The sequence below is a fragment of the Streptomyces venezuelae ATCC 10712 genome (assembly GCF_008639165.1).
GTDB lineage: Bacteria > Actinomycetota > Actinomycetes > Streptomycetales > Streptomycetaceae > Streptomyces > Streptomyces venezuelae.
In genome coordinates this window covers 1,248,623-1,262,112 of record NZ_CP029197.1, presented here as the reverse complement: position 1 = coordinate 1,262,112, position 13,490 = coordinate 1,248,623, and the positions used below count along the sequence as shown (strand labels likewise).

The 13,490-nt window shown below is 71.4% G+C and carries 11 protein-coding genes; 8 read left to right on the top strand and 3 right to left on the bottom strand.

The annotated features are described in order from the left end of the window. Positions 1-62 precede the first annotated feature (62 nt). The gene (locus tag DEJ43_RS05460) at positions 63-1,292 is read right to left on the bottom strand and encodes a DUF349 domain-containing protein (RefSeq protein ID WP_015032317.1); all 1,230 of its coding nucleotides are present in this window, start codon (positions 1,290-1,292) and stop codon (positions 63-65) included. 199 nt (positions 1,293-1,491) lie between these two features. After that, on the bottom strand, positions 1,492-2,289 hold the full coding sequence (locus tag DEJ43_RS05455; RefSeq protein WP_015032316.1) for a peptidylprolyl isomerase: 798 nt from the start codon (positions 2,287-2,289) through the stop codon (positions 1,492-1,494). A 163-nt stretch (positions 2,290-2,452) separates the two neighbouring features. Here DEJ43_RS05455 and DEJ43_RS05450 point away from each other — a divergent pair, with 163 nt between their 5' ends. The 5 genes from DEJ43_RS05450 to rpsD all read left to right on the top strand — a co-directional run bounded on the left by DEJ43_RS05450 (position 2,453) and on the right by rpsD (position 7,525). Further along, a complete protein-coding gene (locus tag DEJ43_RS05450) occupies positions 2,453-3,160 on the top strand; it encodes an MBL fold metallo-hydrolase (protein ID WP_015032315.1) in 708 nt (235 codons plus the stop codon). Between the two features lie 10 nt (positions 3,161-3,170). Further along, complete coding sequence (gene hisS / locus DEJ43_RS05445) at positions 3,171-4,433, top strand: histidine--tRNA ligase (RefSeq protein ID WP_015032314.1); 1,263 nt, start codon at positions 3,171-3,173, stop codon at positions 4,431-4,433. A gap of 67 nt (positions 4,434-4,500) precedes the next feature. Next, positions 4,501-5,124: a vitamin K epoxide reductase family protein gene (locus DEJ43_RS05440; protein ID WP_071892388.1), complete on the top strand. Its 624-nt coding sequence runs from the start codon at positions 4,501-4,503 to the stop codon at positions 5,122-5,124. A 42-nt stretch (positions 5,125-5,166) separates the two neighbouring features. Continuing rightward, positions 5,167-6,519, top strand: a complete 1,353-nt coding sequence (locus tag DEJ43_RS05435) for a replication-associated recombination protein A (protein ID WP_041662145.1) — start codon at positions 5,167-5,169, stop codon at positions 6,517-6,519. A gap of 391 nt (positions 6,520-6,910) precedes the next feature. Continuing rightward, on the top strand, positions 6,911-7,525 hold the full coding sequence (gene rpsD, locus DEJ43_RS05430; protein WP_015032311.1) for a 30S ribosomal protein S4: 615 nt from the start codon (positions 6,911-6,913) through the stop codon (positions 7,523-7,525). 50 nt (positions 7,526-7,575) lie between these two features. On the opposite strand, the gene DEJ43_RS05425 is transcribed toward rpsD, so the two are convergent. After that, positions 7,576-9,861, bottom strand: a complete 2,286-nt coding sequence (locus DEJ43_RS05425) for an ATP-binding protein (RefSeq protein WP_078508605.1) — start codon at positions 9,859-9,861, stop codon at positions 7,576-7,578. 158 nt (positions 9,862-10,019) lie between these two features. Between DEJ43_RS05425 and DEJ43_RS05420 the strand changes: the two genes are divergently transcribed. Genes DEJ43_RS05420 through alaS form a run of 3 tightly spaced genes read left to right on the top strand, consistent with a single transcriptional unit; the run spans position 10,020 to position 13,489 of the window. Then, a complete protein-coding gene (locus DEJ43_RS05420; RefSeq protein WP_041662144.1) occupies positions 10,020-10,457 on the top strand; it encodes a DUF948 domain-containing protein in 438 nt (145 codons plus the stop codon). Positions 10,458-10,463: 6 nt separating this feature from the next. Further along, positions 10,464-10,820 carry a DUF6167 family protein gene (locus DEJ43_RS05415; RefSeq protein WP_015032308.1) on the top strand — a complete coding sequence of 119 codons (357 nt, stop codon included), beginning with the start codon at positions 10,464-10,466 and terminating at the stop codon, positions 10,818-10,820. After that, positions 10,820-13,489, top strand: coding sequence for an alanine--tRNA ligase (gene alaS / locus DEJ43_RS05410; protein ID WP_015032307.1), 2,670 nt, complete (start codon positions 10,820-10,822; stop codon positions 13,487-13,489). Before DEJ43_RS05415 ends, alaS begins: the two co-directional genes overlap by 1 nt. Position 13,490 lies beyond the last annotated feature (1 nt).

The following is a 13,490-nucleotide window of genomic DNA, read 5'->3' as shown; positions in this document are numbered from 1 at the left end:
GACACGAGGAAGGCCCCCCGGCTGCGCGCCGGGGGGCCTTCCTCGTACGGTCAACGGCCGTGTCAGCCGCCGAACTCCTCCAGGCCCTTCAGAGCCTGGTCGAGCAGCGCCTGACGGCCCTCGAGCTCGCGGGCGAGCTTGTCGGCCTTGGCGTCGTTCCCGGCGGCACGGGCCGCGTCGATCTGCTTGCGCAGCTTCTCGACCGCGTCCTGCAGCTGACCGGTCAGACCCGCGGCACGCGCGCGTGCCTCCGGGTTCGTCCGGCGCCACTCGGCCTCCTCGGCCTCCTGGATCGCCCGCTCCACCGTGTGCATCCGGCCCTCGACCTTGGGACGGGCGTCACGCGGCACGTGCCCGATGGCCTCCCACCGCTCGTTGAGGGAACGGAAGGCCGCGCGGGCCGCCTTCAGGTCCGACACCGGCAGCAGCTTCTCGGCCTCGGTCGCGAGCTCCTCCTTCAGCTTGAGGTTCTCGGTCTGCTCCGCGTCCCGCTCGGCGAACACCTCGCCGCGCGCCGCGAAGAAGACGTCCTGGGCGCCGCGGAAGCGGTTCCACAGGTCGTCCTCGTGCTCGCGCTGGGCGCGGCCGGCCGCCTTCCACTCCGCCATCAGATCGCGGTAGCGGGCCGCCGTGGTGCCCCAGTCGGTGGAGTTCGACAGCGACTCCGCCTCGGCGACCAGGCGCTCCTTCGCCTTGCGGGCGTCCTCCCGCTGGGCGTCCAGCGAGGCGAAGTGGGCCTTGCGCCGCTTCGAGAACGCCGAACGGGCGTGCGAGAAGCGGTGCCACAGCTCGTCGTCCGACTTCCGGTCGAGCCGGGGCAGGCCCTTCCAGGTGTCCACGAGCGCCCGCAGGCGCTCGCCCGCGGAACGCCACTGCTCGCTCTGGGCCAGCTCCTCGGCCTCCGTGACGAGCTTCTCCTTGGCGGCGCGGGCCTCGTCGGTCTGCTTGGCCTTCTGCGCCTTGCGCTCCTCACGGCGCGAGTCCACCGTCTCGACCAGCTTGTCGAGGCGGGTCGCGAGCGCGGCCAGGTCACCGACGGCGTGGTGCTCGTCGATCTGCTGGCGGATGTGCTCGATCGCCGCGGTGGCGTCCTTCGCCGAGAGGTCGGTGGTCCTCACCCGCTTCTCGAGGAGGCCGATCTCGACAACCAAGCCCTCGTACTTGCGCTCGAAGTAGGCCAGGGCCTCCTCAGGGGTGCCGGCCTGCCACGATCCGACGACCTTCTCACCCTCGGCCGTCCGCACGTACACGGTGCCCGTCTCGTCGACGCGGCCCCACGGGTCGCTGCTCACAGCGCCTCCTCACCATGATGCCGTCGCGGGGTCGTACCCCCCGGGCATCGTCCACAGTTTCCCGGCGGGCCTCGCCCGCCATCCGCAGCGAGGCCGAAGGCCCAACGCTGCACAACGCCAATCTAGGCGAACCGCGGCCCGGCTGTCCGCACTCAGCACGACCGAGATTCGACGGTCACGCGCGGGTGCGGACCCCGGCTCACTTCTTCGCGACGGTCGCCTTCTCGATGGTGACGGCCTTCTTCGGGGCGCCGTCCGTGGCGCCGCCCGTGACACCGGCGGCGGCCACGTCCTGGACCACCTTGAGGCCGGCCGCGTCGATCTTCCCGAACGGCGTGTAGCTCGGCGGCAGCTTGGTGTCCTTGTAGACGAGGAAGAACTGCGAGCCGCCGCTGCCGGGCTGCCCGGTGTTGGCCATGGCCACCGTGCCCGCCGGGTACGTCACCGAACCCTGCGCGTCGGCCTTGCCGAGGGCGTCGAGGTTCTCGTCCGGGATGGTGTAGCCCGGGCCGCCGGTGCCGTCGCCCTTCGGGTCACCGCACTGGAGCACGAAGATGCCCTGGGTGGTGAGCCGGTGGCACTTCGTCCCGTCGAAGTACTTCTTCCCCGCGAGGTGGTGGAAGGAGTTCACCGTGCGCGGGGTCTTCGCCGCGTCCATGGTGATCGTGATGTCGCCCTCGTTGGTCTTGAGCGCCATGGCGTACGTGGCCTTGGCGTCCACCGACATCTTCGGCTCGGCGCCCGACGACTGGCTCTGCGAGGGCGTCGGGCCGCTCGCCGAACCGTCGGAACCCGCCGCGTTGTCCTTGGGGGAGTCGTCGCCCGTCAGCGCCACGGACGCGTACACCGCGCCGCCCGCCGCGAGGACCACCGCGAGGGCCGCCGCGATGACGGTGTTGCGGCGCTTGGCCTTGCGCCGGGACTCCTCCCGCCGCTGCTGCTGCCGCGCGTACTTCTCCCTGGCAAGCTGCCGCCGCCGCTGATCGCTGGTGACCACCGGTTCCGCTCCTGTCGCTCGTCTGTTCCTGTCCTGGCCGGGTGTGCCCGTACCGTATACGGGTTGGCTGTGGAACCGGCACCGCCGGTAGGCTCTGATCTGCCGCATTCCGTGATCGCCGAGAATTCCGCGCCCCCGTGCCGGACGACATCTAAGGACGAACGTGCTGATTGCCGGGTTCCCCGCCGGGGCCTGGGGGACCAACTGCTATCTGGTCGCCCCCGCCGCAGGCGAGGAGTGCGTGATCATCGACCCGGGCCACCAGGCCGCCCAGGGTGTCGAGGAGACGCTGAAGAAGCATCGGCTCAAGCCCGTCGCCGTCGTCCTCACCCATGGACACATCGACCACGTCGCCTCCGTCGTCCCGGTGTGCGGCGCCCATGACGTCCCCGCGTGGATCCACCCGTCGGACCGCTACATGATGAGCGACCCGGAGAAGGCCCTCGGCCGCTCCATCGGGATGCCCCTCATGGGCGAGCTGACCGTGGGAGAACCCGACGACGTGCGAGAGCTCACCGACGGCGCCGAGCTGAAGCTCGCCGGTCTGGACTTCTCCGTCGCCCATGCGCCCGGTCATACCAAGGGGTCGGTGACCTTCAGGATGCCGGAGACCACGGAGATCCCCTCCGTGTTCTTCTCCGGAGACCTGCTGTTCGCCGGCTCCGTCGGACGCACCGACCTGCCCGGCGGTGACATGGACGAGATGCTCGAATCGCTGGCCCGCGTGTGCCTGCCGCTCGACAACTCGACCGTGGTGCTGTCGGGACACGGTCCCCAGACGACCATCGGCCAGGAGCGCGCGACCAACCCCTATCTGCGGGACGTCGCGGCCGGCCTCGGGAGCACCGACGCTCCCCGACGAGGAATGTGACGAGACTTCCGTGAGCACCTTCAAGGCCCCCAAGGGCACGTACGACCTGATCCCCCCCTTCTCCGCCCAGTACCTCGCGGTCCGCGACGCGATCGCCGCGCCGCTGCGCACGTCCGGCTACGGCTACGTCGAGACCCCCGGCTTCGAGGACGTGAACCTCTTCGCCCGCGGCGTCGGCGAATCCACCGACATCGTGAGCAAGGAGATGTACGCCTTCGAGACCAAGGGCGGCGACAAGCTCGCCCTGCGCCCCGAGGGCACCGCGTCCGTGCTCCGCGCCGCCCTGGAGGCCAGCCTCCACAAGCAGGGCAACCTGCCGGTCAAGCTCTGGTACTCCGGCTCGTACTACCGCTACGAGCGCCCGCAGAAGGGCCGCTACCGCCACTTCTCGCAGGTCGGCGCCGAGGCGATCGGCGCCGAGGACCCCGCGCTCGACGCCGAGCTGATCATCCTCGCCGACCAGGCGTACCGCTCGCTCGGCCTGCGGAACTTCCGCATCCTGCTCAACTCGCTGGGCGACAAGGAGTGCCGTCCCGTCTACCGCGAGGCGCTCCAGGGCTTCCTGCGCGGCCTCGACCTCGACGACGACACCCGCCGCCGCATCGAGATCAACCCGCTGCGCGTCCTCGACGACAAGCGCGAGGCCGTGCAGAAGCAGCTGGTCGGCGCCCCGCTGCTGCGCGACTACCTGTGCGACGCCTGCAAGGCGTACCACGAGGAGGTGCGCGCCCTGATCACCTCGGCGGGCGTCGTCTTCGAGGACGACGCCAAGCTGGTCCGCGGCCTCGACTACTACACCCGGACCACCTTCGAGTTCGTCCACGACGGTCTCGGCTCGCAGTCCGCGGTCGGCGGCGGCGGCCGCTACGACGGTCTCTCCGAGATGATCGGCGGCCCCGCGCTGCCGTCGGTGGGCTGGGCGCTCGGTGTGGACCGCACGGTCCTCGCCCTGGAGGCGGAGGGCATCGAGCTCGACATCCCCGCCGCCACCAGCGTCTTCGCGGTCCCGCTGGGCGACGAGGCCCGCCGGGTGCTGTTCGGCGTCGTCACCGAGCTGCGCAAGGCGGGTGTGGCGACGGACTTCTCCTTCGGCGCCAAGGGCCTGAAGGGCCACATGAAGAACGCCAACCGGTCCGGCGCCCGCTACGCGATCGTCGCCGGTGAGCGCGACCTCGCCGAGGGTGTCGTCCAGCTCAAGGACATGGAGTCCGGCGAGCAGCAGGCGGTGGCGCTGGACGGCCTCGTGGAAGCGGTCCGAACGCGACTCGCGTAAGGGAGCATGGATGCCGGGCGGTCCGCCGCCCGGCATCCTCCCCGCCCACGGCGGCGAGGGTCACCGCATGAGGCAGAATGCAGCCATGGCGAACGCGGGTACGGAAACAGCGGGCACGATCGGCGCGAGCAAGGCCCTCGCCTGGCTGCTGGTGATCACCGGAGCGGCCGGGGCGCTCGCCGCCTGGGTCATCACGATCGACAAGTTCAAGCTCCTGGAAGACCCGAACTTCGTCCCGGGCTGCAGCCTCAACCCGATCGTCTCCTGCGGCAACATCATGAAGAGCGAGCAGGCCTCGGTCTTCGGCTTCCCGAACCCGATGCTCGGCCTCGTCACCTACGCCATGGTGGTCGCGATCGGCGTCGGCCTGCTCGCCGGAGCCCGCTACCGCCGCTGGTACTGGCTCGGCCTCAACGCCGGCACCCTCTTCGGCGTCGGTTTCTGCACCTGGCTGATGTACCAGTCGCTGTACGAGATCAACTCGCTCTGCCTGTGGTGCTGCCTGGCCTGGGTCGCCACCATCGTCATGTTCTGGTACGTGACCTCGCACAACGTCCGCAACGGCGTCATCCCCGCCCCCCGCGGCCTCAGGACCTTCTTCGACGAGTTCACCTGGATCCTGCCCGTCCTGCACATCGGGATCATCGGCATGCTGATCCTGACCCGCTGGTGGGACTTCTGGACCAGCTGAGCGGACCCGCTCTGTCAGTCCCCTGACTTAGGCTTCATGACTGTGGAGCCCGACCTCTTTACCGCAGCAGCCGAAGACCGCCAGGAGAAGGACCCCGCCAGCAGCCCGCTGGCCGTCCGGATGCGCCCGCGCACCCTCGACGAGGTGGTGGGCCAGCAGCACCTGCTCAAGCCCGGATCACCGCTGCGCCGACTCGTCGGCGACGGGGACGGCGGCCCCGCCGGTGCCTCCTCGGTGATCCTCTGGGGTCCGCCCGGCATCGGCAAGACGACCCTGGCGTACGTGGTCTCCAAGGCGACCAACAAGAGGTTCGTGGAGCTCTCGGCGATCACCGCCGGCGTCAAGGAGGTCCGGGCCGTCATCGACGGCGCCCGCCGGGCGGTCGGCGGCTACGGCAAGGAGACCGTCCTCTTCCTCGACGAGATCCACCGCTTCTCCAAGGCCCAGCAGGACTCCCTGCTGCCCGCCGTCGAGAACCGCTGGGTGACGCTCATCGCCGCCACCACCGAGAACCCGTACTTCTCGATCATCTCCCCGCTGCTCTCCCGCTCCCTGCTCCTCACCCTGGAGCCGCTCACCGACGACGACCTGCGCGGTCTGATGGCCCGGGCGCTCACCGGCGAGCGCGGCCTCGGCGGGGCCGTGACCCTGCCCGAGGACGCGGAGGCCCACCTCCTGCGCGTCGCGGGAGGGGACGCCCGGCGCGCCCTCACCGCCCTGGAGGCGGCCGCGGGCGCCGCCATCGCCAAGGGCGAGCCGGAGATCACCCTCCAGACGGTCGAGGAGACCGTCGACCGCGCGGCCGTGAAGTACGACCGGGACGGCGACCAGCACTACGACGTGGCCAGCGCCCTCATCAAGTCCATTCGCGGCTCGGACGTGGACGCGGCCCTGCACTACCTGGCGCGCATGATCGAGGCGGGGGAGGACCCGCGGTTCATCGCCCGGCGCCTGATGATCTCCGCGAGCGAGGACATCGGCCTCGCCGACCCCAACGCCCTGCCGATCGCCGTCGCCGCCGCCCAGGCCGTCGCCATGATCGGTTTCCCCGAGGCGGCGCTCACCCTGAGCCACGCCACCATCGCCCTCGCCCTGGCCCCCAAGTCGAACGCGGCGACCACCGCGATCGGCGCCGCCCTGGCCGACGTGCGGGGCGGCCTCGCGGGTCAGGTCCCGCCGCACCTGCGCGACGGCCATTACAAGGGCGCGGCCAAACTGGGCCACGCCCAGGGCTACGTCTACCCCCACGACGTCCCCGGCGGCATCGCGGCCCAGCAGTACGCCCCGGACACCATCCACGGCAAGCACTACTACGAACCCACCCGCTACGGCGCGGAAGCCCGCTACGCGGACGTGGTGGAGCGCGTGCGGGCGAGGCTGAAGGGCGACGAGTAGGACGCGCCCGGCGGCGCGACCCCGCGCCGCGGGCCGGGACCGGGCCCGCGGGCGAGCGCGCCCCGTGGACCCGGTACACTGGTCCGGATTGCTGCGTCCCGTGTCCGGCTCCGGTCGGCACACCAGAACGGGACAGTCAGCCGGAGACCCGGCCCTCGGGCGGGGTTTCCAGGAGCGTCGCGCACCTTCGAAGGTGTCGCGTGCCACCCACCACCCCCCGGGACTCCCGGGAGCGGCGGTGGGTCGTTCGCGTGCTGCACGTATGTGCCCAGACCTGGGAGCGGCTGCCCACAGGTCCGTCCTGGACGGACCACGTGGGTTTCCCGGGCTGCGGATGCGACCTCCCCTAACCCTGGTGAAGCCGTTTCGCAACAGATAGAGAGGTTGGTTCATGCCGAACCAGTCCCGTCCCAAGGTCAAGAAGTCGCGTGCCCTCGGCATCGCGCTGACCCCGAAGGCCGTCAAGTACTTCGAGGCCCGCCCCTACCCGCCGGGCGAGCACGGCCGTGGCCGCAAGCAGAACTCGGACTACAAGGTCCGTCTGCTCGAGAAGCAGCGTCTGCGCGCCCAGTACGACATCAGCGAGCGCCAGATGGCGCGTGCCTACGACCGCGCCAAGAAGGCCGAGGGCAAGACGGGCGAGGCGCTGGTCGTCGAGCTCGAGCGTCGCCTCGACGCCCTGGTCCTGCGTTCGGGCATCGCCCGCACCATCTACCAGGCCCGCCAGATGGTCGTTCACGGCCACATCCAGGTCAACGGTGGCAAGGTCGACAAGCCGTCGTTCCGCGTCCGTCCCGACGACGTCGTGATGGTCCGCGAGCGCAGCCGCACCAAGCCGCTGTTCGAGATGGCCCGCGAGGGTGGCTTCGCCGCCGACGGCGAGACCCCGCGCTACCTGCAGGTCAACCTGAAGGCCCTGGCCTTCCGCCTCGACCGCGACCCGAACCGCAAGGAGATCCCGGTCATCTGCGACGAGCAGCTGGTCGTCGAGTACTACGCCCGCTGATCCTCAGCACGGCGCAGTACCACCCACGCGGGCCCGCCGCTTCCCCGCCCTCACCGGTGGGGGAGCCGGCGGGCTTCCGCGTTCCCGGGACCGCCGCCGACCTTGGCCGTACGGAAGGGACGCGGAGCGGACTCCCCGGCCGGAGCGCCGGTGGTCGGGTCCGGGCGGGCCGCGACCGCGAGCTCCACCGCCTCCGCCGCCGACAGCGCCTGCCCCTCCCGGTACGCGGCTTCGTACGCCTCACGGCCCAGCGCCTCCTCGGACCGCCGCTGGCACAGCGTCCTCGGCGCGTCGAACGCCACCGAGCCGAAGAGCCGGACACCCACCGCGTCCCACAGCGTCGCCGCCGCCCCCTGCAGGACCGCGGCGCCCACCGGATCGCCCTGGCACACCGTCACCAGCGCCAGCACCTCGATCGCCAGGACGAGGCCGACCAGGTCGCGGAAGGTGTGGTTGATGACCACGGCCTCGGTGAGCAGCTCCCGGGCCTCCGCGTACGCGCCACGGTCGAGCGCAGAGAACCCGAGGACGTAGAGCGCGTACGCCCGGGCCCACAGCTCGCCCCGCTCCTCGCAGATGTCCCGGACCTCCCGGCAGAGCGCGCCCGCCCCGTCCCAGTCGCCCCGGAAGGCCCGGGCGAGCGCCACCTCGATCTGCCCCATCAGCACGTTGCTGTTCAGCTCGCCGAGCGCCCGGTACTCCTCGAGGGCCCGCCCGATCAGCTCCTCCGCGCGCGGCAGGTCGTCCGTGAGCAGCGCCAGACAGCCCATCCGGTGCGTCGCGTACGCCTCCGCCAGCGCGTTGTGCGAGGACCTGGCCCGCTCCCCGCACTCGTGGAGCGCCGCCACCGCCGCCGTACCGTCCCCCTGGAGCACCGCCACGTACCCGAGCACCCACAGTGCCTTCAGCCGCGCCTCCTCGTGCCCGGAGTCCAGCGCGAGGGCCCGTTCGAGCCAGTGCCGCCCCTCCGAGAGACGCCCGCAGCCCACCCATGCGAACCAGAGCGTGCCCGCCAGGTGCTGGGCGAGGTGCGCGTCCTCCGGGAGTTCGAGGCACAGGTCGAGGGCCGCCCGCAGATGCGGCAGCGCCGCCTCGGTCCGCGCCGCCACCTCCGCCTGACGCGGACTGAACCACTCCAGCTCGCACCAGGTCGCCAGGCCCATGTACCAGTCGCGGTGCCGCCGCCTCATCCGCTCCGTGTCGTCCAGCGCCGCGAGCCACTCCGACCCGTACGCCGCGACGGTGTCGAGCATCCGGTACGCGGGACCCAGCGGGGTGTCCTCCCGTACCAGCAGCGACTGGGCGAGCAGCCCGCCCAGCAGATCCAGGACGCGCTCCGCCGGCAGCTCCGGGCCCCCGCAGACGTACTCCACCGCCTCCAGGTCGAAGGCGCCGGGGAATACCGAGAGCCGCGCCCAGAGCAGCCGCTCCTCCGGGGTGCACAGCTCGTGGCTCCAGCCGATGGCGGTGCGCAGCGTCTGATGGCGGGGGAGCGCGCCGCGCGCGCCGTCCGTGAGCAGCCGGAAGCGGTCGTCGAGGCGGTGCAGCATCTGCTCGACGGAGAGCAGCGGGAGACGCCCGGCCGCGAGTTCGAGGGCCAGCGGAATGCCGTCGAGCCGCCGGCACAGCTCACGGACGGCGTCCGGGGCCCCCGGACGGGCCGGGACGGGGGAGCGCGGTGCGGAGCCCCCGACGCCGATGCCGCTGCCGATGGCGGTGTCGCTGCCGTGCGCCGGGAGGCCCGGCCGGCCCGGCGCGCCCGTCAGGGCCGGTGCCCCGTGCGGGGCCGCCGCCCCCGGCAGCGCCGGGGCGCCCGCCTCCGCCGCGCGCTCGGCGAGCAGCGCCACCGCGTCCGCCTCGGCCAGCGGGGCCAGCGGGAACACGGTCTCGCCGGCCACCCGCAGGGGCCGCCGGCCGACCGCCAGGACGCAGAGGCCGGGCGCCTGCTCCAGGAGCTCCCGCACCAGCGGCGCGCACTCCTCCACGAGGTGCTCGAAACCGTCAAGGACCAGCAGGACGCGCCGCTCCGCGAGGTGCTCGACGAGCATCTCGCGCGGCGGCCTCGTGGTGTGGTCGGTCAGGTCGAGCGCCTCGGCCAGCGCGTACTCGATCAGTTCGGGGTCGCGCAGCGGCGCGAGCTCGGCGAGCCTGACCCCGTCGACGTAGCGTTTCTGCGTGCCCGCGGCGGCCCGCAGCGCGAGCCTGGTCTTGCCGACCCCGCCCATGCCGACGACCGTGACCAGGCGGGACACGTCGAGGAGCGCCGTCAGGGCGGCCTGCTCGGTGGACCGTCCGACGAACCGGTTCAGCTCCGCCGGGAGATTGCTCCGTCGCATGGGACACGGAGCGTACTCATCCCCGCGCGCTCCGTACAATCGGTTCCCGTAACTCCCGCCCCACGGGCGGTAATGCGGTGCAGCGGGACAGCCCGGGCGCGATAGGGTCGGGGAACGACTTTTCGCAAGGGCCCAACGACATCAGAGAGCGGTGCAGAGTGACCGGTGGAGAGGTTGCCGGGATCCTGGTGGCCGTGTTCTGGGCGATCCTGGTCTCCTTCCTCGCCGTGGTGCTGGTGAGGCTGGCGCAGACGCTCAGGGCGACCACCAGGATGGTGGCGGACGTGACCGAGCAGGCCGTCCCGCTGCTCGCCGACGCCTCCGCGACCGTCCGCTCGGCGCAGACCCAGCTCGACCGGGTCGACGCCATCGCCTCGGACGTCCAGGAGGTCACCTCCAACGCCTCCGCGCTCTCCTCCACCGTCGCCTCCACCTTCGGCGGCCCGCTCGTCAAGGTCGCGGCCTTCGGCTACGGGGTGCGCAAGGCGCTCGGGCGGGGCGGTGCCCCCGAGGACGTGCCGCGCGCCAAGGCGCGACGTACTGTGATCGTCGGCCGTACCGTGCCGTCCTCGCGACGCCGGAAGCAGAAGGGCTGAGCCGCGATGTTCCGCCGCACGTTCTGGTTCACGGCCGGCGCAGCCGCCGGCGTGTGGGCCACCACCAAGGTCAACCGGAAGCTGAAGCAGCTGACCCCCGAGAGCCTCGCGGCGCAGGCCGCGAACAAGGCGCTCGAGACCGGCCACCGCCTCAAGGACTTCGCCCTCGACGTGAGGGCGGGCATGGTCCAGCGGGAGGCCGAACTGGAGGAGGCACTCGGCCTCGACGCACCCGTCGAGCCGGTCCCGGCCCAGACCCGGGAGCTTCCGGAGCCGCGCCGCAGGGGCGCGCTCGGCCCCTCCTCGCACCAGACCACGCACGCAATTCCCACGATCACGTACAACCGGAATGAGGACCACTGATGGAGTCGGCTGAAATCCGCCGCCGCTGGCTGAGCTTCTTCGAGGAGCGCGGGCACACCGTCGTCCCTTCGGCGTCGCTCATCGCGGACGACCCGACTCTGCTGCTCGTCCCCGCCGGCATGGTGCCGTTCAAGCCCTACTTCCTGGGCGAGGTCAAGCCGCCCTTCTCGCGCGCCTCCAGCGTGCAGAAGTGCGTGCGCACGCCGGACATCGAAGAGGTCGGCAAGACGACCCGCCACGGCACGTTCTTCCAGATGTGCGGCAACTTCTCCTTCGGCGACTACTTCAAGGAAGGCGCCATCAAGCTCGCCTGGGAGCTGCTGACCACCCCGGTGGAGCACGGCGGCTACGGGCTGGAGCCGGAGAAGCTCTGGATCACCGTCTACCAGGAGGACGACGAGGCCGAGCAGATCTGGCGCGACGTCGTCGGCGTCCCCGCCGAGCGCATCCAGCGCCTCGGCAAGAAGGACAACTACTGGTCGATGGGCGTCCCCGGCCCCTGCGGCCCGTGCTCCGAGATCAACTACGACCGCGGCCCCGAGTTCGGCGTCGAGGGCGGCCCGGCCGTCAACGACGAGCGGTACGTGGAGATCTGGAACCTGGTCTTCATGCAGTACGAGCGCGGTGAGGGCTCCGGCAAGGACGACTTCCCGATCCTCGGCGAGCTGCCGTCGAAGAACATCGACACCGGCCTCGGTCTCGAGCGCCTGGCGATGATCCTCCAGGGCGTCCAGAACATGTACGAGACGGACACCCTCCAGGTCGTCATCGACAAGGCCACCGCCCTCACCGGCGTCGCCTACGGCAAGGCCCACGACAGCGACGTCTCGCTGCGCGTGGTCGCCGACCACATGCGCACCTCCGTCATGCTCATCGGCGACGGCGTCACCCCCGGCAACGAGGGCCGCGGCTACGTGCTGCGCCGCATCATGCGCCGCGCCGTCCGCAACATGCGCCTGCTCGGCGCCTCGGGTCCGGTCGTCGGCGAGCTCGTCGACACCGTGATCAACACGATGGGCGAGCAGTACCCGGAGCTCATCACCGACCGCAAGCGCATCGAGACCGTCGCGCTCGCCGAAGAGGCCGCCTTCCTCAAGGCCCTCAAGGGCGGCACCAACATCCTCGACACCGCCGTGACCGAGACCAAGGCCGCCGGCGGCACGGTCCTCTCCGGCGACAAGGCGTTCCTGCTCCACGACACCTGGGGCTTCCCGATCGACCTCACCCTGGAGATGGCCTCCGAGCAGGGCCTCTCCGTGGACGAGGACGGCTTCCGCCGCCTGATGAAGGAGCAGCGGGACCGCGCCAAGGCCGACGCCAAGGCGAAGAAGACCGGCCACGCCGACATGACCTCGTACCGGGAGATCGCCGACAGCAACGGCGCCACCGAGTTCACCGGCTACACCAACACCGAGGGCGAGAGCACGGTCGTCGGCCTCCTCGTCAACGGTGTCTCCTCGCCGGCCGCCTCCGAGGGCGACGAGGTCGAGGTCGTCCTCGACCGCACCCCGTTCTACGCCGAGGGCGGCGGTCAGATCGCCGACCAGGGCCGGATCAAGCTGCACAGCGGCGCGGTCATCGAGGTCCGCGACGTCCAGCAGCCCGTGCCCGGTGTCTCCGTGCACAAGGGTTCCGTGCAGGTCGGCGAGGTGACCGTGGGCGCCACCGCCTACGCCACCATCGACGTGCGCCGCCGCCGGGCCATCGCCCGCGCCCACTCGGCCACCCACCTCACCCACCAGGCGCTGCGCGACGCCCTCGGCCCGACGGCCGCCCAGGCCGGTTCCGAGAACCAGCCCGGCCGCTTCCGCTTCGACTTCGGCTCGCCGAACGCCGTCCCCGGCGCCGTTCTCACCGACGTCGAGCAGAAGATCAACGAGGTTCTCTCGCGCGAGCTGGAGGTCCACGCCGAGGTCATGCCGATCGACGAGGCCAAGCGCCAGGGCGCCATCGCCGAGTTCGGCGAGAAGTACGGCGAGAAGGTCCGCGTCGTCACCATCGGCGACTTCTCCAAGGAGCTGTGCGGCGGCACCCACGTCCACAACACCGCCCAGCTGGGTCTGGTGAAGCTGCTCGGCGAGTCCTCCATCGGCTCCGGTGTGCGCCGTATCGAGGCCCTCGTCGGCGTGGACGCGTACAACTTCCTCGCCAAGGAGCACACGGTCGTCGCCCAGCTCCAGGAGCTGGTCAAGGGACGTCCGGAGGAGCTGCCGGAGAAGATCTCCGCCATGCTCGGCAAGCTGAAGGACGCCGAGAAGGAGATCGAGAAGTTCCGCGCGGAGAAGGTCCTCCAGGCCGCCGCCGGTCTCGTCGACTCCGCCCAGGACATCCGCGGCGTCGCCCTGGTGACCGGTCAGGTCCCGGACGGCACCGGCGCCGACGACCTGCGCAAGCTGGTCCTGGACGTGCGCGGACGCATCTCGGGCGGCCGTCCGGCCGTCGTCGCGCTGTTCACCACGGCCAACGGCAAGCCGCTCACCGTCATCGCCACCAACGAGGCCGCCCGTGAGCGCGGTCTCAAGGCCGGCGAGCTGGTCCGCACGGCCGCCAAGACCCTCGGCGGCGGTGGCGGCGGCAAGCCGGACGTCGCCCAGGGCGGCGGTCAGAACCCGGAGGCCGTCGGCGAGGCCATCGCCGCCGTCGAGCGCCTCGTGGTGGAGACGGCGTGAC